This window comes from Sphingomonas kaistensis (assembly GCF_036884275.1).
Taxonomy (GTDB): domain Bacteria; phylum Pseudomonadota; class Alphaproteobacteria; order Sphingomonadales; family Sphingomonadaceae; genus Sphingomicrobium; species Sphingomicrobium kaistense_A.
The window spans coordinates 936,345-958,103 of sequence record NZ_CP145607.1; the positions used below are offsets into that span (position 1 = coordinate 936,345).

Consider the following 21,759-nt stretch of genomic DNA (forward strand, 5'->3'; position numbering starts at 1 on the left):
GGCCAACTTAGATCAAACAGGGGAATGATAATGCGTAGCCGAACCAGTCGGACAAGGTTGCTAGGGTTCGCGTCGATGGTGGCGCTGAGCGCTCCGGCCCTGGCCCAGGACGCCGCGCCCGCCACCGGGGACGCGCCGCCGCCGGTATCGGCACCGGCCGGGACCAAGCGGGTGTTCACGCCGGCCGACTTCACCCGCTTCGCCCCGCGCACCGCGCTCGACATGCTGAACCAGGTCCCGGGCTTTTCCATCCGCGGCGAGGACACCAGTTCGCGCGGGCTCGGCCAGGCGTCGGGCAACGTGCTGCTGAACGGCAAGCGTGTCAGCGGCAAGTCGACCGATCCGGTAACGGCGCTGCAAGCGATTCCTGCAGGCAACGTCACCCGCATCGAGATCGTCGATGCCGCCGAGGTCGACGTGCCGGGCCTGACCGGGCAGGTCGCCAACGTCGTCTACGAAGCCAAGAAAAAGATCAGCGGGCAGTTCACCTACCGGCCCGAGTTCCGCGCCCATTATGCCGACCCGCTCTACACCCGCGGCGACGTGTCGGTCAGCGGTACGACCGGACCGGTAGAATATACCGTCAGCCTCAAGAACGACGCCAGCCGCAGTTCGGCGGGCGGGCCGACGGTCATCACGCGCGGCGACGGCAGCCTGTTCGAGACCCGCGACGACAGGTGGACCGGCAATTTCGACCAGCCGCAGATCAGCGGCCAGTTCAAGCTCGACGGCCCCGGCTCGTCGCTCGGCAACCTCAATCTCCTCGCCCGCCGCTTCAACTATCGCTTCGACGAGATCAGCCGCCGCGACCGGGCCAGCGGGCCCGACCTCGAGCGCGAACTGAGCCAGCGCGAGAAGGGCTATAATTACGAAGCCGGCGCGGATTACGAATTCGCGCTTGGCGGCGGACGGCTGAAATTCATCGGCCTGACCCGTTCGTCCGACGAGCCGTTCTTCCAGTCCGCGCTGCTGACGTTCAACGACGCCAGCCCGCAGATCGGCAGCCGCTACGTCCAGGACGGCAAGTCGAAAGAGCTGATCGGCCGCAGCGAATTTCGCTGGAAATGGGGCAAGACCGACGTCCAGCTGTCGGGCGAGGCGGCGTTCAACAGCCTCGACCTCGTCTCGCGCCTTTACTCGCTGAAGGCCGACGGCAGCTATGCCGAGGAATTCTTCCCGTCGGGCACCGGCAAGGTCAGCGAGGATCGCTACGAAGCGCTGGCGACGATGGGCCGGCCGCTGTCGAGCAAGTTGTCGGTGCAGCTGGTAGCAGGCGGCGAATGGTCGACCATCGTGCAGGAAGGCCCGGGCGGCAAGGAGCGTAGCTTCTTCCGGCCCAAGGGTTCGCTCAATTTCGCGGCGCAGGTGACGCCGACCTTCAACGCCAATTTCAAGATCATCCGCCGGGTCGGGCAGCTCGACTTCGGCCAGTTCCTTGCCCGCGTGTTCCTCGACAACGACAACCAGAATGCGGGCAATCCCGACCTCGTTCCGACCCAGCAGTGGCGCTACGAGCTTGAACTGGCGAAGGATCTCGGCCGCTACGGCAAGACCCGGGTCAACCTCGTCGCCGCGCTGTTCGAGGATTTCGTCGACATTATCCCGATCGGCCTGACTGGGGAATCGCCGGGCAACATCGACAAGGCGCGGGCCTATGCGATCGACTGGAACAGCACCTTCCAGCTCGATCCGCTGGGGGTGAAGGGCGCGCGGATCAACCTTCGCGCGCTGGCGCAGTTCAGCAGCATCCGCGATCCGCTGACCGGCGACAAACGCCCGCTGTCGAGCTTTACCGACCGGCTGATCGAGGCCGATTTCCGCCACGACATTCCGGGCAGCGACTGGGCCTATGGCGTGAACGGCAATTACAGCCATGTCACCCGCGCCTTCCGCCTGAACGAGGTCGGGCGGCAGTGGGAGGGCCCGGTGTGGCTCGGCGCGTTCGTCGAGAACAAGGACGTGTTCGGACTGACCGTCCGGGCGTCGGCCGGTAATCTCCTCAATGCCCGCAGCCGGTGGGACCGAACGGTCTACGCCGGCCGCCGCAACAGCGCCCCGATCGATTTCGTCGAAAAGCGCGATCGCCTGATCGGCCCGATCTTCTCGCTCAGCGTGAAGGGGACCTTCTAGCGCGCAAAGACCTTGTCTAGATCGCCCGTCACCAGCGGATGGTAGATCGGGCGGGCCAGCGGATAGACCCGCCGCGCGATCGGCCGGCCCCAGCTCTGGTCCTTGTCCAGAGCAAGGAACAGCGGGCGCACGAACTTGCGGCGGCCATTGGCCTGCAGGAACGCCTCGATTGCCGGGACGGCGGGATCGTGGCGGTTGGCGACCGCGAGGCTCGCCCAGGCGAATTTCAGCTCGTTGTTGCCGATGGCGTTGAGGCCGAACGCGCGCTCCAGCGCGTCGAGGCTGGCGCGGCTCTGCTGGCGCGGCAGGCGATTGAGGAAGCGGAGGCGCTCGTCTGTGGTCCAGCGCGCCCAGGCGGCGGTGGGCAGGGTGCCGGCGGCGTGGGCGGCAACCGCCGCATCGACCTCGGCAAAGGCCTGGCGGTCGGCGGGCACGGCGTTGCTCGGCAGGCCCGGCTCATACACCCAGCGGTCAAGCTTCATTCGTTGCTCCAGCGCCGCATCGCCGCGCACCAGGTCGCCGCGGACGGCCGCCAGGAATTGCGCGCTGGTGACCGGCTGGAAAGCGTGTTCGTCGAACCATTTGCGCAGGAACGGGTCGAAGCGCGCGCGGCCGACGTTGCTTTCGATCATGCGCAGGAAAGCGGCGCCTTTCTCATAAGCGATGTCGGTCATGCCGTCGTCGGGACTGCGGCCCCGCAGGTCGATCGCGAGGCGCGTATCGCCGCTCGGCAAATTCTTGAGCTCGCCGTTAAGGCTGTCGATGCCGAGCGCGATTTGCTGGTCGGCGACGCGCTTGCCGTAGATCGCTTCGACGATGCGGCTGGTGGCGTAGGTGGTGGTGCCTTCGTTGAGCCAGAAGTCGGCCCAGGTCGCGTTGGTGGCAAGGTTGCCCGACCAGCTGTGCGCCAGTTCGTGGGCGATCAGGCTGACCAGGCTCTTGTCCCCGGCGATGAAGGTCGGGGTAAGGAAGGTGAGCGTCGGGTTCTCCATCCCGCCGAAGGGGAAGGAGGGCGGCAGCACGATCATGTCGTAGCGGCCCCAGCGATAGGGGCCGAACAGGCGCTCCGCGGCTTCGACCATCTTTTCGGTGTCTTCGAGTTCGCGCGTGGCGGCGGGCAGGGTCGCGGGCTCGGCCCAGACGCCGGTGCGGGCACCGAGCGGCTGGAACTTGAGGTCACCGATCGCGATGGCGATGAGATAGGGCGCGACCGGTTTGTCCATGTGGAAGCGGAAAGTCTGTGTGCCGCCGGTGCTGGCGATGATCTCGTCCGATTTCAGCCCGCTCATCACCGCGGTGAGGCCCATCGGGACCGTGATCCGCGCCGCCCAGGTCTGGCGGATGCCGGGGCTGTCCTGGGTCGGGATCCAGGTCCGATTGAGGATGGCCTGGCCTTGGCTGAACAGGAAGGGCTGGCGCTTGCCGGCGGTCTGCTCGGGGGTGAGCCATTGCAGCGCCGCCGCGTCGCGGGCGGTATAGGCGACGCGGATCTTGCGCGTCGCGTTGCCGAGCTGGACGGTCAGCGGGCGGCCAAGCGCGGCGTCCTTCGCGCCATAAGCGAACGCTAGCGGCGCACCGGTCGCGGCGTCGATCACCGCGCTCACCTGATAGCCGTCGCTGTCGAGCACGATGGCGCGTGCAGTCGGCTGGCGATCGATGTCCAACGTCGCGGTGCCGCTAACCGCCCTGGCGGCGAAGTCGAAGCGCAGATCGAGGTCGACATGGGTGACCCGCGCTTCGAGCGGCCGCGCATAGCTGTGGGGGTCGGCCGCATCGGCGGTGGCGAGCACCGGCGCGATCGAAGGCGTGGAGGCGGTGCCGGGGACCATCGTCTGACAGGCCGAAAGAGCAAGGGCGGAAGCGAGCAGGAGAGCGAGGCGGGTCATGTTTTCCTTCCGGGAGCCGAACGCTTGAAATGCCAAATTTGACGAACCGCGCACGCCGTCGACGCGGCCGACCTATGAGTAAATCTGTCGCCTGCGCGTTGGCTTAGCCAGTCTTTCAAGGCAAGTTTTCAGGACAAGGCGCCGCGCAACGCTTTTGCCGTGCCGGCAAGCGCTCCCTGCAATCAAAAATTCAGATATTCGCTCAGCGTCAATGTGAATGGCCTGCTGACCTCGGCCGCGAGTGGATCGAACATCACGCTGGAAGTCATCGCGAATGACGGCACCCTGGTCGGGCCGGGGGACCCCTGCAATGCGCAGGCGGACAGTTTCATCCTGTCGAACCCCAAGGGTGTGTCGATCGGCGGCAACGCCATCACCGGCCTTGGCGCATCGGGGCAGGAAGCGGTGGCCGGCGAGATCAACTCGATCGCCATCGGCAATCGCGCCCAGACCGATCCGCTGGCGCTGGGATCGATCGCGATCGGCACCGATGCTACCATCGGCGCGGGCGGAACCGGTTCCGTCGCGCTTGGCGAGGGCAGCAACGTCACCGTGGCGAACAGCGTCGCGCTGGGCGCCGGATCGGTTGCTTCGCGTGGGCCCCAGCCTGGGTCGGTCGGCGAAGTGTCGGTCGGTGCTCCGGGGGCGCTTCGCCAGATTACCAATGTCGCCGACGGCACCGCCGTCAGCGATGCCGCAACGGTCGGCCAGCTTCAGTCGGTCGCCACCCAGCTGACCAGCAATTCGGTCCAGTACAGCAACAGCAGCAGCACCAGTGTCGTGCTTGCGGGGGCGGGCGGGACCGTGGTCAGCAATGTCGCGGCCGGCGCCCTGTCGGCCTCGTCGAGCGAGGCGGTGAACGGCTCGCAATTGTTCGCCACCAATCAGCAGGTCGCCGCCAACACCAGCACTATCACCACGCTTCAGGGCGATGTGACGCAGTTGCAGACCGATGTGGCGAACAACACGACGGCGATTGCCAATTTGTCGGCCGGGGTGGCGGGCAATGTGACCAGCATCACCCAGCTCCAGACCGACGTCGTGGATATCCGCCCCGATCTCGATGCCTTGTCGCAGACGGTCACCAACCTCACCATCGGCAATGCGGGACCCGTTCGCTACAGCAATGCGGCGACCCCGACGGTCGAGAATGGCGGCACGGCGACGAATGACGTGACCCTGGTCGGGGCGAGCGCCGGGGCGGTGCGAGTCCATAATGTCGCGGCCGGCGTGGTCGCGGCAGGCTCGACCGACGCGGTGAACGGCGGCCAGCTGGCGGCGACCAACGCCACGGTGGCGACGGTGCAGGTGACCGCCAACCAGGCGCTGGCGCTGGGCCAGAATGCGGTCGCTTACGACAGCACGGCGCGGACCAGCGTGACGCTGGGCGGGACCGGAGCCGCGCAGGCGGTGCAGCTGCGCAATGTCGCCGCGGGAACACTCGGTACCGACGCGGTCAATCTCAATCAGGTCCGCGACCTTGCCGACAATGCGCTGCGGTCGGCCAATGCCTATACCGACCAGCGCCTGTCCGCCTTGAACTTCAATCTCGGCGAAGCGCGCAAGGAAGCCCGGGCGGGGTCGGCGGCGGCGCTGGCCGCGGCGGGCATGCCCCAGGCGATGGACGCCGGCGCCAACATGATTGCGGCCGGGGTCGGCACTTATGGCGGGCGGACTGCGATTGCCATCGGTGGATCGCACCGCACCGAAGACGGCAGGGCCGTGTTCCGGATCGGGGTCACCTACGACAGCAGCAGCCGGGTCGGCGCCAGCGGCGGCGCGGGTATCCAGTTCTGACCCTAAGCACGGCGGGGAGCGGGGCGATGAGCGCCCTCCCCGCCGTGCCCCGCTCGCAATAAACGGGGCGGCCCGCTATATGCGGGCAGATGGCCACCGACAGCGCCCTTCTGTCCGACCAGCCGCCGGCCCGCCGGCGCGCGCGGGCGCTGGCGCCGCGCAAGGGGCCGATCGCGCGCACCGTCGGGCTCGACGCACCCTTCTTCGCCGACAAGAATCGCGCTTTCTGGGTGCTGCAATCGGCCGGCTGGATCGGCTATTTCATGCTGCGCACGCTGGGCGGCATCGCCAACGAAGTGCCGGCGATGTTCGTGGTGCACACGCTGCTGCTGACCGCGACCGGCTATTCGCTGACCCTGCTGCTCGCCAGCCTTTATCGCCGCCTGATCACCATGCGCGCGATCTATACGGTGATCCTGAGCCTCGCCGCCGTTGGCCTTGCCTCGGGCGCCTTTTCGATCATCGAGACCTGGAGCCACGCGACCTTCGTGCGGCCGGGGGCCAATCCGGTCGGGGTGCAGCTGTTCGGCGCGATCCTGCTTAACTTCGCCCTGCTCGCGGCGTGGTCGGCGCTTTACTACGGGATCAACTACTATCTGCTGCTGGAAGAGGAGATCGACCAGCGCACCCGGCTGGAAAGCCAGGCGTCGAGCGCGCAGCTGGCGATGCTGCGCTATCAGCTCAACCCGCATTTCCTGTTCAATACGCTGAACTCGATCTCGACGCTGGTGCTGCTGAAACAGACCGAGCGGGCCAATGCGATGCTGGCGCGATTGTCGAGTTTCCTCCGCTACACGCTGGCCAACGAGCCCACCGCGCAGGTCACGCTGGCGCAGGAAGTGGAAACGCTGAAGCTGTACCTCGAGATCGAGAAAATGCGCTTCGAGGACCGGCTTCGGCCGCACTTCCGGATCGAGGCGCAGACCATCGGGGTGCGGCTTCCCAGCCTCCTGCTTCAGCCCTTGGTCGAGAATGCGATCAAATATGCGGTGACGCCGAGCGAAACGGGGGCCGACATTTGGGTCACCGCCATTCCCGAAGGCGATAACGTGCGGATCGAGGTCGCCGACAACGGGGCGGGCGGGCAGGATGCATTGGTCGCCACGCAGTCGACCGGCGTCGGTCTGGCGAATACCCGCGACCGTCTGGCGCAAGCCTATGGCGAGCGGCATCGTTTCGCGACACGCAAGAACGAACAAGGGGGCTTTAGCGTTATCGTAGAAATTCCGCTCGACGCGCGGCCGCTTGGCTGACGCGAAGACACGGATCAGAACCAAGAAGGACCTCCATGACCATTCGCACCATCCTCGTCGACGACGAGCCGCTGGCCACCCAGGGGCTGATGCTCCGGCTCCAGGCGCATGACGATGTCGAGGTGATCGCCACCGCCAGCAACGGCCGCGAAGCGATCCGGGCGATCAAGACCCACAAGCCCGACCTCGTTTTCCTCGACATCCAGATGCCGGGGTTCGACGGCTTTTCGGTGATCCAAGGGCTGATGGACGTCGATCCGCCCTTGTTCGTGTTCGTCACGGCTTATTCCGAGCATGCGCTGCGCGCGTTCGAGGTGCAGGCAGTGGATTATCTCGAAAAGCCGGTGCTTGAGGACCGGTTGGCGACGACCATGGAGCGGGTCCGCCAGCGCCTTGCCGAAAAGGGCGCGCAGCAGCATGCCGAGCGGTTGGCCGAAGCGCTTGCCGAGCATGCACCGGAAGCCGCCGAGGAGATTGGCGAGAGCGCTCCTGCCGCGGCGCCCGAATCCGGACGGTTCGAGAAGATGATCAACATCAAGGATCAGGGGCAAATCTTCCGGGTCGACGTCGACACCATCGAGCGGATCGATGCGGCGGGCGACTACATGTGCATTCAGACCGGCGACAACACGCTGATCCTGCGCGAAACCATGAAGGACCTCGAGAAGCGCCTCGATCCGCGGCGCTTCCAGCGGGTGCACCGCTCGACGATCGTCAATCTCGACCTCGTCCGGCAGGTGAAGCCGCACACCAACGGCGAATGCTTCCTAGTGCTCAATTCGGGTGCGCAGGTGAAGGTCAGCCGGAGCTATCGCGACGTGGTTGCCCGTTTCGTTCATTAAGGCGACACGAGGGGCGTTGCCGCCGCCCCCCTGTGCGCTAGACTGAGCCGATGACGGGCAGGGGCGCGGACGCACTCTCCGGGTTCGATTTCAAGCGCATCCTCGGCATCGCCGACGCGCTGCCGATGCCGCTTGCGCTGATCGGCCGCGACGAGCGCTACCAGTTCTGTAACCAGGCGCTGGCCGAATTCCTCGAACGGCCACGCAGCGCAATCCTTGGTCAGCCGATCGGCGAGGTGATCGGCAAGGTCGCATATGAGATCCGCAAGCCGCTGATCGCCGCTGCGCTGGCCGGCGAGCGGCAATGGTTCGCCGCCGAATATGCGCATCCGAGCCGCGGCACGGTGGCGATCCAGACCCAGTATCTGCCGCAGGTCGACCCGGACGGGACCATTTCGGGGATTGTGATCCTCGTTACCGACGTCACCGAACAGCGAGTGGCGGAGCGCGCGATCCGCGAATCGGAAGCGCGCTTCCGGCGGATCGCCAACAATGCGCCGGTGATCATGTGGGTGACCCGGCTCGACCGGCACCGCGAGTTCGTCAATGACGAGTATCTGAGCTTCACCGGCGTGGCTCGCGATCAGGTCAATGCGCACGAATGGCGCGATTTCATCCATCCCGACGATTTCGAACAGGTGGTGGTGGACAGCATGGCGGGCGAAGCTTCGCGCCGGCCGTTCACTCTCGAAGCGCGCTACAAGAGGGCGGACGGGATCTATCGCTGGCTGCGTTCGGTCTCGAGCCCGCGGTTCGGTCCGGACGGCGAACTGATCGGCTTCATCGGGGCGGCGTTCGACATCACGCTCGCCAAGGAAGCCGAGCTGGAACTGCGGCGGCAGGTGGATGAGCGCACCGCCGAGGTCCGCGACAGCGAGGCGCGGCTGCGGGCCATTTTCGACAGCGTGCGCGAAGTGGTCGTGCTGCTCGACACCGACGGCACCGTGTTGCAGCTCAACCGAACGCAGGCGAGCTGGCGGCACAAGCGGGCGGACGATGCGATCGGCAAGAAGCTGTGGGAGGCACCCACGCTCGCGGCCTATCCCGAACATACCGAATCGGTGCGCGGCGCTGTCGAGGTCGCGGCGACCGGTGTGCCCGTCACCCGCGAAATCATTCTCGAAAAGGCAGGCGCGCAGACGGCTTACCTCGACGTCTCCTTCGGCCCGGTCGCCGGCCGTGACGGGTCGGTCAAGTATATCCTGTTCGAAGCGCGCGACGTCACCGAGCTCAAGGCCGCGCAGGAGCAGCTTCGCCAGAGCCAGAAGATGGAAGCGCTCGGCCAGCTGACCGGCGGCATCGCGCACGATTTCAATAACCTGCTGACAGTGGTGGTCGGCGGCCTCGACCTGATCGTCCGCCGGGCCGAGGATCCGAAGCTGGGGCGCTATGCCCGCAACGCGCTGGAAGCGGCGGAGCGGGGTGCGCGGCTGACCGCGCAACTGCTTGCATTCAGCCGGGTCCAGCGGCTCGAAGTGCGCCCGACGCTGGTGGAGCCGCTGATTGCGAACATGCGGCCCCTGCTTCGCAACGTGCTGGGACCGGGGATCGAAAAACGAATCGAGCTCGACGAGACCGCGATTCCGGTGCTGGCGGACCCGACCCAGCTGGAGCTGGCGGTGCTCAACCTCGCCATCAACGCGCGCGATGCCATGCCGGGCGGCGGACTGCTGTCGATCACCACCCGCCCGGTCAGCGTCGGCAACGACGCCGAACTCGACCCGGGCGATTATCTCGAGCTCAGTATCGGCGACACCGGGACCGGGATGCCGGCGGAGGTGGTCGCGCGAGCGTTCGATCCGTTTTTCACGACCAAGGAGGTGGGCAAGGGCACGGGGCTCGGCCTGTCGATGGTTTATGGCGTGGCGCGCCAGTCGGGCGGCACGGCGCGGATCGAAAGCCGCCCCGGTGAGGGCACGACCGTTCGCTTGTATTTTCCGCGGGCGCAGGCCGCCGTCGGGCCGGAGAACGCGGAAAGCGACGCGGCGGACGAGAGCAGCGTTTCGGTCGGACAGGCCGCGACGGTGCTGGTCGTCGATGACGATCCCGATGTCCGGGGCTTTGTCGTCTCCAGCCTCGAAGAGCATGGCTATCAGGTCGCCGAAGCCGCCGATGGCGAAGCGGCGCTGGCCGAGTTCCGGCGGCAGACGCCCGATCTGGTGGTGCTCGATTATCTGATGCCCGGCATGTCGGGCGCACAGGTTGCGCGCGAGATGCGTGGCCTCCGGCCCGAGCAGCCGATTCTGTTCGTGTCGGGTTACAGCGAGACCGATGCGATCCGCGCCGCGGCGCCGGGGGCGGCGCTGTTGTCGAAGCCGTTCCGCTCCGAAGCCCTCGCCGCCGCCGTCCGCAAGGTGTTGAGCGGGGCCTGAGCCCCGCTCTTTTCCGTCCTTACAGCTTCACGCTCAGTTCGAGGCCGTAGGTCCGCGGGGTGCCGAAATTGGCATATTCCCCGGTCACGCCGTTGACCGCGCCGGTGGTCGGGTTGGGCAGGCTGGTCGACGGATCGCGGCGGTAGATATATTGTTCGTTGAAGAGGTTGCGCGACCAGGCCGCCAGCGTGAACAGGTTGTTGCCGAACGCGATGTCGGCCAGCGCCAGCCGCGCGTTGACGACGAAGCTGCTGTCGTTCTTGGTCGCATATTCGGCGAAGCTTTGCGTGCCCTGGTTGTAATTGCCGTCCATGTGGAAGCGCAGCTTGGCGTTGTTCCAGGCGAGCGGCAGTTCATAGTCGATCGCGCCGTTGGCGACGTTGCGCGGGGTGAAGACGATGAACACCGGGACCAGCGGGCTGCCCGGACGCTGTGGGTCGGCGGTGTCGGGAACCTTGGTGTAGGTGTAGGCGTAAGCGCCCGACAGCTGGAGGTTGTCGGTCACGCGGGCGATGAAGTCGACTTCCAGCCCACGGATCTTGGTCGTGCCGGGGGCATTGATCGTGTCCAGCGTGTTGCGGGTCGAGGTGCCGCCGGTCGAGACCACGGTGGAGAAGTCGACCTGGCTGCCGGTGCGATCCATGATGTAGGCGGCGGCGTTGACGCGCAGGCGACGGTCGAACCACTCGGTCTTGGCGCCGATCTCGTAGCTCTTGACGTCTTCGGGGCCGAATTCGCGATATGTCACCGAGCGCGACGACGCGCCGCCCGAGCGATAGCCGGTCGCATATTTGGCATAAAGGTTGATCGAGCGGGTCGGCTCATAGGCCACCGTCACCAGTGGATTGAACCGGTTGGTGTCGAGGTCGAGCGTGCAAAGCGGCGCCGTGGTCAGGGTCGGCGGGCAGCGCGAAGGCTGGTTGTTGAAGAGGTAAAGGACGCCGTCCTTCTTGTCGTTGGTGTAGCGGCCGCCGACGGTGAGATGGAGTTTCTCCATTCCCGGCGGGGTCCAGGTCGCCTGGCCGAAAACGGCCCGGCTGCTGGAGGTCACGCGGCTGCCGCGATCGATCGAGCGGCAGCCCGGAAGCGAGCCGAAGCCGCCCGAGCCGGTGCAGGGGTCGACCACGGTATAGGCGGTGCCATCGGCGTTCCAGCGCAGCGAGCTGGGAGTCGCGGCTTCTTCGAACGCCTTTTCACGGAACCAGTAGACGCCGAACACATAGTCGAGCTGATCGGCGAGGCGGCCGACGGCCTGGAATTCCTGGCTGTACTGATTCTGTTCGAGGTAGGAGAGCGAGTAGCGCGAGAACAGGCCATTGGGCGAGAAAACCGGCGGGCGGTGGGCACCGCCGACATTGTCCCACTGATCGACGCTGACGTCGCGATAGGCCGAGATCGAGCGCAGTTCGAGCCAGTCGGCGACGTTCCAGCGCAGGTTGGCCGACACGCCGCGGGTCTTGTCGACCGACGGGCGCTGCGGAACGCCGATGTCGGCGACCTTTTGCACGCGGTCGGGGACGATCTGGACCAGCGGGGGAAGCGGGCGGACCTGGCTCGACGGGAGCGAGCCAGTTAGGGTGCCGACCGGATAGCCGTTCGGATTGAAGTTGATCAGCTGGCTGTAGAAGGGCGTGTTCTTGTCCTTGCCCGCATCGAAGGCGAAGTCGGCGACGAAGTCCGCGCTCGGCTTGAAGCGCATCTTCGCTTGGAAGCCCTTGCGATCGTAATAGCCGAAGTCCTTCTGACCCGGCAGCGGGTTTTCGGTGATGCCATCGCGATAGTCGGCGGCGGCGTCGAGCTTGAACGAGAAGGGGCCGATCGCCGGCAGGTCGAGGTGGATGTTGCCATTGACCGCGCTGTAGTTGCCGGCGCCGATGCTGGCGCGCAGGCCGAAGCGGCCGGTCGGGGCCTTGGTGATCATGCTGACCGCGCCGCCCGAGGTGTTGCGGCCGAACAGCGTGCCCTGCGGACCCTTCAGCACTTCGATCCGCTCGATATCGAGCAAAGCGGCGCCGAGGCCCTGCTGACGGCCGAGGTAGACGCCGTCGAGATAGACGCCGACGCCCTGTTCGCGCGCGGGCTGGTTGGCGTCGAGCGGCACGATGCCGCGAATGCCGATGGTGACCGCCGACTGCCGCGCTTCGAAGGTCGCGACCCGGAGGCCGGGGATCGAGCCGTCGCCGAGGTCGAGCAGGCTCTGGACCGAGCGATCTTCCAGCGCCTGCGCGCTGGCGACCGAAATGGCGATCGGCGTGCGCTGAAGGTTGGTGACCTGCTTGGTCGCGGTGACGACGATTTCCTCGAGGCCGTCGGCATTGGTGCGCGGCGCCTGGTCGCTGGCGATTTCCTCGTCAGCAGCGGGGGTGCCGGCGGTGGTGGCTTCCTGCGGCGGCTGAGCCGGGCCGGCCTGGGCGAGCGCCGGCAGCGACGCGCCGGTCATGAGCAGAAAGGCAGCGGCCCGAAGGCCGGTCGAATGCGTGTTGGTCATGGTTATCCCTGTTCCCCCGGCGGGCCGCGCCGGCTCTGAGCGGGGCCCTAGGGGTCAAGGGAGACAGGATGATTTCGGCTCGTGAACGGTTCGGTGTCGGAGCCGTGACGGGTGTGTGACTCTGGCCGTCAGCTCGCGAGCTTGCGGGCGTCGAGGCCGAGGACGAGCTGGTTGGCGCGTTCGTAGGACAAGGGCTTGCCGAATAGATAACCCTGGATGGTATCGCAGCCGAGCTGGCGCATCCGTTCGAAATCTTCGGCGGTTTCGACGCCTTCGGCGGTGACAGACATACGGAAATCCTTGGCGAGCTGGACGATCGACTTGATGATCGCGACGTTGCCCGGGCGGGTGCCGGCATCGCGCACGAAGCTGCCGTCGATCTTGAGCTTGTGGAAAACGGCTTTGTTCAGATAGCCAATCGACGAATAGCCGGTGCCGAAGTCGTCGAGCGCGATGCCTACGCCGAGCGAACGCAGGCGGCCGAGGATGTCGAGGCTGCGGCTCGAGCTGTCGAGGAACACGCCTTCGGTGACTTCGAGCTCGATCCGGTTGCCCGGCAACTTGTGGCGAGCGAGCGCCTGGCTGACGACGTTGGGCAGGTTGGGCAGGATGATCTGCTTGGGGCTGACGTTCAAGGCGACGGTGATCGGCTCTGGCCAGCTGGCGGCGGCGCGGCAGGCTTCCTCGATGATCAGTTCGCCCAAGGGGCCCATCAGGCCGCATTCCTCGGCCACCGGGATGAAGACGTTGGGGGGCACGAAGCCGCGGCGCGGGTGGTTCCAGCGGACCAGGGCCTCGAACCCGACCAGCTTCTGGTTCTTGGCGCTGACCAGGGGCTGGAAGTTCAAGTAGAATTGGCGGCTTTCGAGCGCCGCGCGCATGTCGGCTTCGAGGCGGACGCGGTCTTCCTGCTCGCTTTGCAGTTCGGAGCTGAAATAGCGCACCACCCCGCGGCCGGCGTCCTTGGCTTGGTAGAGCGCGAGGTCGGCCTTGAGGATGAGGTCGTCCACCGTGGCGCCGTCGATCGGGCCGAAGGCGCAGCCGACCGAGACGCCGATGCGGATTTCGGTGCCGTCGATCGAATAAGGCTCGGCGATCGCCATGATGATCCGGTCGGCGAGTTGCTCGACCTTGCGGCGGCTTTGCGCGTCGGGGACGACGATGGCGAATTCATCGCCGCCGAGGCGCCCGACATGGCCGTCGCTGGAGACTTCGTCGCACAGACGCTTGGCGACCGCCTGGAGGACGGCGTCGCCCTTGGGGTGGCCGAAGGTGTCGTTGACCGGCTTGAACCCGTCGAGATCGAGAAACATGATCGCGCAGGGGACATTGCCGGCGGTCGCGCCGCGCAGGGCTTCGCCCAAGAGCTGACGGACCCGGCCGCGATTGGGCAGACCCGACAGCACGTCGACGTTGGCGAGGTGGGTCAGCCGCTCCTGCGTGTGGCGGACGTCGGTGATGTCGAGGCCGACGCCGCGAAACCCTTCGAATCGGCCGGCGGTATCGATGATCGGATCGCCCGACAGCGAGATCCAGCGATTGCCGCGCGCGGTGCGCAGTTCCATTTCGAGGTTGGTGAAGGGCTGTTTGTCGAGCAGCACGCGGCCAAGATCGGTGTGGGCGCCGAGCAGGCTGGGCAGCGAATGGCCGAGGATCTGTGTCGAGGGCTTGCCGATGAGGGCGCCCATACGGCTGGAGATGTAGCCGACGCGGTTTTCCGAATCGACCTGCCACAGCCAGCCCACGCCGCGCTGTTCATATTCCTGAAGCAGCAGCGAAGCGCTTTCGGATTGCGAGCCCATGTCGGCATTGGTCTTGAGCTGGCCCGCGGCCCAGCGCGCGACGATTAGGATGCCGGTGATCGACACCCCCATCACGAACAGCATGGCGAGCAGCTGCTGGAACCCGACGGTGGATTTCATGAAGAGCAGCGGCACGCCCATGCCGAGGGTGAAGGCGCTCATCCAGGCGACCGCGCAGGCGAACACCACGACGAGGCCGAGGCCGGCGATGCCGACGCCGGCGATCAGGGTGCCGGCGATCACCTGGCCGGCAGTCGACAGGGTCGGGAACAGATAGATCGGCAGGCTGAGCCAGATGAGCGCGCGGGCGACGACGTCGCCGATCATCATCCACAAGGGTACCGACTGACCGGCGCGACCGACGCAGGTCACCGCCTGGCTCTGGCTCCAGCGCATGGCGAAGAAGTTCACCAGGCCGACGATTCCCGTCCAGCCGAGCAGCAGGCTGGCCCCGACCGATCCCCACAGGGCGGCGGTGAACAGCACGGCGGCGGCGATGTTGGTCAGCGCGAAAAAGGGTGCCAGCTCGCCGCGGGCGATCAATTGGACATCCTTGAGCGGCGAAGCGGCGGAACCGCTGTCACGCGAAATTCCGGCTGACTCACCGTCGGGCAGCCGCGCAGCAATCATGCGCTTGTAGCGGTCTGGGGCTTCGTACATCGCTCAATCACACTCCTGAACAAACCGGAGGTAGAGCGACTGGGTTGAGACGGAGTTAAGAACGCGGGCGTCGAAGCGCGTCGGGATCGAGCCGCGGGCTGCCGGCGGCGGCGGCTTCGGCGGCGCGGATGGCGTCGGCAATCCGGCGGTTTACGGGGGCCGGCAGGCCGAGCGCGGCGGCCCTGGCGATCACCGCGCCCTGCAGCTCATCGATCTCGGTCGGGCGGCGGCGTTCGAGGTCTTCCCACATCGACGAACGCGCCGAGGCATCGATTCGCACCCCGCGGCGGCTGAGGAGCCGGAACAGGAAATTTGGCAGGCGAAGGATTCGTGGGAAGCGGGTGACGGGCACCTTGCCGAGGCTCCACGGCTGGATGCCTTCGGCGCGCAGCACCGCCAGCGCTTCGTCCTGCGCGGCGGCGAGGAGCAGGCGCCAGCGGCGGTCGGCAAGCTGCTGGCGCAGGGTCAGGCCGGACAAAGCGTTCAGGCCGTTGTTGAGATTATAGACGAGCTTGCCCGCCAGCACCGCCGCCATGTCGGGATGGGCGAGGATGTCGAGGTGCGGGGCGACCAGCGGCGGGGCGCCGGCTTCGATCACCAAGGGTCCCGAGGTGCCGCGGTGAAAGCGGCCCTGGCCCTCATGCAGCACGTTGAAGCTGACCATGCCGGCGAACACCGGGCGGCCGGGCAGGGCGGTGCGGAGAAGGGCGGCATTGTTGAGGCCGTTCTGGAGGCTGATCACCGCCGCGCCCGCGGGGGCATGCGCGGCGATCAGGGCCGCCATCTCCTCCGTCGCGCCGCTTTTCACCGTGACGAGGACGAGGGCGGCATGGGCAAGCGCGGCGGCTGGGTCGGTCTCGACGTGCAGCCGGCTGGCCCCGAGCGTTTCGCTCCACCCTTCGAAGCTGGTGAGGGTGAGGCCGTGCGCCGCGATTTCCCCGGCCATCCGGGGTCGGGCGAGCAGCACCACCTCTTCCCCGCCGAGCGCGAGCAGCCCCCCGACGAAGCAGCCGATGCTTCCCGCGCCCGCAATGACGATCCTGCCGCTCACGTCCTTTGTGGTGCGCCAGGTCCGGGCGGTTGACAAGGCGGGCGCTTGGCCGGAAAGACGGCCGCATGATCCGGAACTGGCATCACTGGCGGAACATTGAGACGGCGGCGCGATGGCGCTGGCGGTAGGTCCCCTGCACCTTCCACCAGCATAAACCCAACCAGATGCGACCCGCCTTTACCGGCGGGTTTTTTGTTGTTCCGATGAGGCCGCTTTCATGACTGCTACCGCCCATTACACCGCCGTCATCCCCTCGACCCCGCCGGTCGATGCGGGTCCGGTGCCCAATCCGCTGCCGCGCCTGCTGGCGGGCGAGGATCTGAGCGCCGACGACAGCCAGCATCTGTTCGAGCGGCTGGTGCTGGGGAGGCTCGAGCCGGGCGAAATCGGCGGCATGCTGATCGCGCTGCGGATGAAGGGCGAAACGCCCGAAGAGATGATCGGCGCGGCGCAGGCCCTGCTGGCAGCCGCAACGCCGTTCGAGCGGCCGGACGGGTTGTTCGCCGATTGCTGCGGGACGGGGGGCGACGGGGCCGGGACGATCAACGTCTCGACCGCCGCCGGCTTCGTCGCGGCGGCCGCGGGACTCAAGGTCGCCAAGCACGGTAACCGCTCGGTATCGAGCAAATGCGGGTCGGCCGATGTGCTGGAAGCGCTGGGTGCCAGGATCGAACTCGACCCGGCACGGGCGCGGCAAGTACTGGACGAGACCGGCTTCACCTTTCTGTTCGCTCCCGCTTACCATTCGGGAATGAAGCATGCCGCGGTGGTCCGCCGGCAACTGAGCGTACGCACGGTGATGAACCTGCTCGGCCCCTGCGTGAACCCGGCGCGGCCGCCGGTGCAGCTGTTGGGCGTGGCGGATGCGAAGATGCTGCGCCGGATCGCGCAGGTGTTGCAGGCGCTGGGCGTAGAGAAAGCTTTGGTAGTGCATGGCGCGGGGCTGGACGAAGTCGCCTTGCACGCGGAGACGCGGGCGATCCGGCTGGCCGGGGGCGAGCTCGACGAAATCGTGCTGACCCCGGAGGAGGCGGGTTTCGAGCGGATGCCGCTCAACGCGCTGGAGGGCGGCGATCCCGGCGACAATGCCGAGCGGCTGCGGGCGCTGCTGGATGGGCGCGGCGCGCAGGCGGAGAATCAGGCTGTCGCGCTGAACGCGGGCGCACTGCTGTGGACTGCGGGACTGGCGCCAGGCTTTGCCGAGGGCGTGGGCCAGGCGATGGATCTGCTGCGCTCGGGCGCGGCGGGGCGGACGCTCGATGCGTTCGTGGAGGCGACCAATGACTGATGTGCTGGGCGAGATCGTCGCGCACAAGCGGCAGGAAGTGGCCGAGCGATTGCGCGGATTCGACGCCAGTGGGATCGCGCCGACGACGCGCAGCTTGCGTGCGGCGCTGAGCCGGCCGGGGGCGCGGTTCCTGATGGAGGTCAAGCGCGCGTCGCCGTCGGGCCACCGCTCGCCGCATTCGGTCGAGACCGCGATCGGCGCTTATGCCGGGGTCGCGGACGGGGTCAGCTGCCTCACCGACGAGCGCTTTTTCGGCGGTTCGTTCGCCGCGCTGGAGACGGTGCGCGCTCGGTTCGACGGGCCGGTGCTGGCCAAGGATTTCGTGGTCGATCCGCGCCAAGTCGCCGAAGCGCGGCGGCATGGGGCGGACGCGGTGCTGTGCATGCTGTCGGTGCTGGGCGACGACGAGGCGCGCGGCGTGATGGCCGAGGCCGAGCGGCTCGGCATGGACGTGCTGGTCGAAGTGCATGACGAGGCAGAACTGGTCCGCGCACTGGCGCTGGGCGCGACGCTGGTCGGCATCAATAATCGCGATCTGAAGACGCTGACGACCGATCTGGCGGTGACCGAGCGGCTGGCTGCCCGGGTGCCCGATCATGTGACATTGGTCAGCGAATCGGGGTTGGCGACGCGGGCCGATGTCGAGCGGCTGGGGCGGCATGCCGATGCGTTCCTAGTCGGCTCATCATTGATGGCGGCGGACGATGTCGGCGAGGCAGCGCGGGCGCTGGTGTTCGGGCGGGTCAAGGTGTGCGGCCTGACGCGCGAGGAGGATGTGGGGGCGGTGGCTGCCGCGGGCGCGACCCATGCCGGGATCATTCTGGTGCCGGGCACCCCCCGCGCGGTCTCTGCCGAACAGGCACGGGTGCTGGCCGAGGCAACGCGTGACGCGGGCCTCAAACCGGTCGGCGTGTTTCGTGACCAAGAGACTGACGAGGTGATTCGCGTCGCCGACGCCGCGAGCCTCGATGCGGTACAATTGCATGGCAAAGAAAGCCGCGTGGTCATTGACGCGATCCGCGCAGGTTTCGGCGGTGAGATCTGGACTGCGGGCTTCGAGGAGCGGGGAGGCGACCGGCTAATCTTCGATTCGCCGGGCGGCGGGACGGGCACGACCTGCGACTGGGTCGCGGTCGCAGCGCATCCGGCCAAGGCCAGCGCTTTCCTTGCCGGAGGGATCGGTCCCGACAATGCCCGCGCCGCGCAGGCGACCGGGGTGTACGGGCTCGATGCCAGCTCGCGGCTGGAGAGCGCCCCGGGCATCAAGGATCACGCAACACTTCAGGCGCTGTTCGACGCGCTGCGACTTCCCGACCGGAGAATTTCTGATGAAGCATGACGGACGTTTCGGCCGGTTCGGGGGCTGCTTCGTGCCCGAAATCCTGGTCCCTGCGCTGGAGCAGCTGGAAGCGGCGTTTCTCGAAGCGGAAGAAGATGCAGGCTTCAAGGCCGAGCTCGAGGAACTGCTGACCACTTACGCCGGGCGGCCAACCCCGCTGACCCGCTGCCGTAACCTTGGCGCGGGAACCAGCGCGCGCATCTATCTGAAGCGCGAGGATCTGCTGCACGGCGGGGCGCACAAGACCAATCAGGTGCTGGGTCAGGCGCTCCTCGCCAAGCGCATGGGCAAGACCCGTTTGATCGCCGAAACGGGCGCCGGCCAGCATGGCGTCGCGACCGCACTCGCCGGTGCCCTCTTCGGGCTCGAAACCGAAATCTACATGGGCGCCGACGATGTCGCCCGGCAGCAATTGAACGTGTTCCGGATGGAGCTGATGGGGGCCAAGGTGGTGCCGGTCACCGGCGGGGGCAGGACGCTCAAGGATGCGGTCAACGAAGCGCTGCGCGACTGGACCGCGAGCTTTGCCAACACCCATTACCTCCTCGGTACCGCCGCCGGGCCGCACCCATTCCCAACCATGGTGCGCCAGTTCCAGCGGGTGATCGGCAAGGAGGCCCGCGCTCAGGTGCTGGAGATCGAAGGCCGCCTGCCCGACATCGTTACCGCCTGTGTCGGTGGCGGGTCCAACGCCATCGGCATGTTCGCGGACTTCGTCGGCGATGAGGACGTGCGGCTGGTCGGTTGCGAGGCGGCGGGTAAAGGCCTGTCGGGCCACGAGCATGGCGCGACCATCCTCAAGGGCACGCCGGGCATCCTTCACGGGACCGAGACTCTGCTGCTGCAGGATCGCGACGGGCAGGTGGCGGATACCTGGTCGGTGTCGGCGGGGCTCGACTATCCCGGCGTCGGGCCGGAACATGCGTTTCTCAAGGAAAGCGAACGGGCCGAATATGTCGGCGTGACCGACGCCGAAGCGCTGGCCGCGTTCCAGGCGCTGGCCAAGTCGGAGGGGATCATCCCCGCGTTCGAAAGCGCCCATGCGATCGCTTTCGCGATGGCGGAGGCCGAGCGGGCGACGAAGGACACGGTTATCGTGGTCAATCTGTCGGGGCGCGGGGACAAGGATATGGCGAGCGCGGTCAAGCTGCTGAAGCCGGAGGCGATGCTGTGAGCCGCTACGCCCAGATGTTCGAGCGGCTGAAGCAGCGGAACGAGGGCGCGTTCGGCGCCTTCCTGATGCTCGGCGATCCCGACAAGGCGACCAGCGCCGCGCTGCTCGACGCGGTGGTCGAGGCGGGCGCCGACATGGTCGAGGTCGGGATTCCGTTCAGCGATCCGGTTGCCGACGGTCCGGTGATCCAGGCCGCCGCCGAGCGGGCGCTGGCGTCGGGAGCCCGGGTCGACGACAGCTTCGACCTGATCCGCGGCCTTCGCGACAAGCATCCCGCGGTGCCGATCGGTATCCTCACTTACGCCAACATTCTCCACGCTCGAGGCCGGGAGCAATTCATGGCCGACGCGGCGGCGGCCGGCGCGGATTCGGTGTTGGTCGCCGATGTGCCGAGCCTCGAAGCCGTGCCGTACAGCGAAGCCGCCAAGGCGGCGGGGCTCGAACTGGTGATGATCGCCGCGCCCAATACGCCGCCACCCGTGCTGGAGCGGATCGCCGCGCTGTCGGGCGGCTACACCTATTGCGTGGCGCGGGCCGGGGTGACCGGGACCAGTACCACCCTTGCGCTCGATCACGACGCGCTGTTCGTGGGTCTTGCCGACGCTGGCGCACCGCCGCCGGTGCTCGGCTTCGGCATCTCCACCCCCGATCAGGTCCGCGATGCGCTGGCGAGCGGGGCGGCCGGGGTGATCGCCGGGTCGGCGCTGGTGAAATGCGGTGCGGATGTGGCGGCGCTCGGCGAACTTGTCAGCGCCCTTAAGCGCGCTACTGCCCTCCCCAACATTTAAGAGGGATCGCTCATGGCCATTTCGCTTGCAGGTCGCACCGCCATCGTCACCGGGGCCGGGGGAGGGCTCGGCCGGACCCACGCCCTGCTGCTGGCGCGGGCCGGGGCGACGGTCGTGGTCAACGACATTCCGCAGAATATCGCCAATGCGCAAAGCGTGATGGAGGAGATCAAGGCCGCCGGCGGGCAGGCCACGGCGTTCGGCGCCAGCGTGACCGACGAGGAAGCCGTCGCCGACATGGTCGCGGAGGCGGGCGCGGTCGACATCCTCGTCAACAACGCCGGCATCCTGCGTGACAAGAGCTTCGCCAAGATGAGCCTGGATGAGTTCCGGCTGGTGATGGACGTCCATCTGATGGGCAGCGTCATCTGCACCAAGGCGGTGTGGGACGGGATGCGCGAGCGCAATTACGGGCGGATCGTCATGACCACGTCGAGCTCGGGCCTGTACGGGAATTTCGGGCAGTCGAACTATGGCGCGGCGAAGATGGCGCTGGTTGGTTTCATGCAGACGCTCAGCATCGAGGGCGCGAAGAACAATATCCGGGTGAATTGCCTCGCCCCGACTGCGCGCACGGCGATGACCGAGAATTTGCTTCCGCCTCAGGCGCTCGAACTGCTCGGCCCCGAATATGTCAGCCCGGCGCTGCTCGCGTTGGTCGCCGAAGATGCGCCGAACCGCACCATCCTCGCCGCCGGCGCGCAGGGGGTCGAGGCGGCGCAGGTCACGCTGACCCGCGGCATTTCGATCAAGGGCCTCGACGATCTCGAGGCCGGATCGGTGATCCTCGAGAAACTGGGCGAGATCGGCGATCTCAAGACCGCGACAGTTCCGGCAAGCGGACTGGAGCAGGGACAGGTCGAACTCGGCAAGGCGCTCGGCGGCTGAG

General features: G+C 67.1%; 14 protein-coding genes. 10 read left to right on the plus strand and 4 right to left on the minus strand.

Features of this window, described 5'->3' with window-relative positions; all coding sequences use genetic code 11:
* Positions 1-75 precede the first annotated feature (75 nt).
* The gene (locus V6R86_RS04500) at positions 76-2,130 is read left to right on the plus strand and encodes a TonB-dependent receptor plug domain-containing protein (RefSeq protein ID WP_338502490.1); all 2,055 of its coding nucleotides are present in this window, start codon (positions 76-78) and stop codon (positions 2,128-2,130) included.
* On the opposite strand, the gene V6R86_RS04505 is transcribed toward V6R86_RS04500, so the two are convergent.
* A complete protein-coding gene (locus V6R86_RS04505; RefSeq protein ID WP_338502493.1) occupies positions 2,127-4,016 on the minus strand; it encodes a M1 family metallopeptidase in 1,890 nt (629 codons plus the stop codon). The genes V6R86_RS04500 and V6R86_RS04505 overlap by 4 nt on opposite strands.
* A gap of 213 nt (positions 4,017-4,229) precedes the next feature.
* Here V6R86_RS04505 and V6R86_RS04510 point away from each other — a divergent pair, with 213 nt between their 5' ends.
* From V6R86_RS04510 to V6R86_RS04525, 4 genes are all read left to right on the plus strand, one after another.
* Complete coding sequence (locus V6R86_RS04510; RefSeq protein WP_338502496.1) at positions 4,230-5,813, plus strand: YadA family autotransporter adhesin; 1,584 nt, start codon at positions 4,230-4,232, stop codon at positions 5,811-5,813.
* An 89-nt stretch (positions 5,814-5,902) separates the two neighbouring features.
* Positions 5,903-7,066, plus strand: coding sequence for a sensor histidine kinase (locus V6R86_RS04515; RefSeq protein WP_338502497.1), 1,164 nt, complete (start codon positions 5,903-5,905; stop codon positions 7,064-7,066).
* A 35-nt stretch (positions 7,067-7,101) separates the two neighbouring features.
* A complete protein-coding gene (locus V6R86_RS04520; RefSeq protein ID WP_338502499.1) occupies positions 7,102-7,908 on the plus strand; it encodes a LytTR family DNA-binding domain-containing protein in 807 nt (268 codons plus the stop codon).
* 50 nt (positions 7,909-7,958) lie between these two features.
* Positions 7,959-10,280, plus strand: a complete 2,322-nt coding sequence (locus V6R86_RS04525; RefSeq protein ID WP_338502501.1) for a PAS domain-containing protein — start codon at positions 7,959-7,961, stop codon at positions 10,278-10,280.
* Positions 10,281-10,299: 19 nt separating this feature from the next.
* On the opposite strand, the gene V6R86_RS04530 is transcribed toward V6R86_RS04525, so the two are convergent.
* The 3 genes from V6R86_RS04530 to V6R86_RS04540 form a co-directional block, all read right to left on the minus strand.
* Positions 10,300-12,768 carry a TonB-dependent receptor gene (locus tag V6R86_RS04530; protein WP_338502503.1) on the minus strand — a complete coding sequence of 823 codons (2,469 nt, stop codon included), beginning with the start codon at positions 12,766-12,768 and terminating at the stop codon, positions 10,300-10,302.
* A 128-nt stretch (positions 12,769-12,896) separates the two neighbouring features.
* A complete protein-coding gene (locus V6R86_RS04535; RefSeq protein WP_338502504.1) occupies positions 12,897-15,230 on the minus strand; it encodes a putative bifunctional diguanylate cyclase/phosphodiesterase in 2,334 nt (777 codons plus the stop codon).
* A 55-nt stretch (positions 15,231-15,285) separates the two neighbouring features.
* Positions 15,286-16,281 carry a 2-dehydropantoate 2-reductase gene (locus V6R86_RS04540; protein ID WP_338502506.1) on the minus strand — a complete coding sequence of 332 codons (996 nt, stop codon included), beginning with the start codon at positions 16,279-16,281 and terminating at the stop codon, positions 15,286-15,288.
* Positions 16,282-16,498: 217 nt separating this feature from the next.
* Here V6R86_RS04540 and trpD point away from each other — a divergent pair, with 217 nt between their 5' ends.
* The 5 genes from trpD to V6R86_RS04565 are packed head-to-tail and all read left to right on the plus strand — an operon-like array spanning position 16,499 to position 21,758.
* Positions 16,499-17,569: an anthranilate phosphoribosyltransferase gene (gene trpD, locus V6R86_RS04545; protein WP_338502508.1), complete on the plus strand. Its 1,071-nt coding sequence runs from the start codon at positions 16,499-16,501 to the stop codon at positions 17,567-17,569.
* Positions 17,562-18,908, plus strand: coding sequence for a bifunctional indole-3-glycerol-phosphate synthase TrpC/phosphoribosylanthranilate isomerase TrpF (trpCF, locus tag V6R86_RS04550; protein WP_338502510.1), 1,347 nt, complete (start codon positions 17,562-17,564; stop codon positions 18,906-18,908). The genes trpD and trpCF overlap by 8 nt, the downstream gene beginning before the upstream one ends.
* Positions 18,898-20,082 (plus strand): tryptophan synthase subunit beta, encoded by a 1,185-nt coding sequence (gene trpB, locus V6R86_RS04555; protein WP_338502512.1) that lies wholly within the window; start codon positions 18,898-18,900, stop codon positions 20,080-20,082. The genes trpCF and trpB overlap by 11 nt, the downstream gene beginning before the upstream one ends.
* Positions 20,079-20,870 (plus strand): tryptophan synthase subunit alpha, encoded by a 792-nt coding sequence (trpA, locus tag V6R86_RS04560; RefSeq protein WP_338502514.1) that lies wholly within the window; start codon positions 20,079-20,081, stop codon positions 20,868-20,870. Before trpB ends, trpA begins: the two co-directional genes overlap by 4 nt.
* A 12-nt stretch (positions 20,871-20,882) precedes the next feature.
* The gene (locus V6R86_RS04565) at positions 20,883-21,758 is read left to right on the plus strand and encodes an SDR family NAD(P)-dependent oxidoreductase (RefSeq protein WP_338502516.1); all 876 of its coding nucleotides are present in this window, start codon (positions 20,883-20,885) and stop codon (positions 21,756-21,758) included.
* Position 21,759 lies beyond the last annotated feature (1 nt).

Bases quoted from the DNA above. Each gene is read 5' to 3' on its own strand.
- V6R86_RS04505 (WP_338502493.1), bottom strand. From the start codon at position 4,016: ATGACCCGCCTCGCTCTCCTGCTCGCTTCCGCCCTTGCTCTTTCGGCC.
- V6R86_RS04530 (WP_338502503.1), bottom strand. From the start codon at position 12,768: ATGACCAACACGCATTCGACCGGCCTTCGGGCCGCTGCCTTTCTGCTC.
- V6R86_RS04515 (WP_338502497.1), top strand. From the start codon at position 5,903: ATGGCCACCGACAGCGCCCTTCTGTCCGACCAGCCGCCGGCCCGCCGG.
- V6R86_RS04565 (WP_338502516.1), top strand. From the start codon at position 20,883: ATGGCCATTTCGCTTGCAGGTCGCACCGCCATCGTCACCGGGGCCGGG.
- V6R86_RS04535 (WP_338502504.1), bottom strand. From the start codon at position 15,230: ATGTACGAAGCCCCAGACCGCTACAAGCGCATGATTGCTGCGCGGCTG.
- trpCF (WP_338502510.1), top strand. From the start codon at position 17,562: ATGACTGATGTGCTGGGCGAGATCGTCGCGCACAAGCGGCAGGAAGTG.
- V6R86_RS04520 (WP_338502499.1), top strand. From the start codon at position 7,102: ATGACCATTCGCACCATCCTCGTCGACGACGAGCCGCTGGCCACCCAG.
- V6R86_RS04500 (WP_338502490.1), top strand. From the start codon at position 76: ATGGTGGCGCTGAGCGCTCCGGCCCTGGCCCAGGACGCCGCGCCCGCC.
- trpB (WP_338502512.1), top strand. From the start codon at position 18,898: ATGAAGCATGACGGACGTTTCGGCCGGTTCGGGGGCTGCTTCGTGCCC.
- trpD (WP_338502508.1), top strand. From the start codon at position 16,499: ATGACTGCTACCGCCCATTACACCGCCGTCATCCCCTCGACCCCGCCG.
- V6R86_RS04525 (WP_338502501.1), top strand. From the start codon at position 7,959: ATGACGGGCAGGGGCGCGGACGCACTCTCCGGGTTCGATTTCAAGCGC.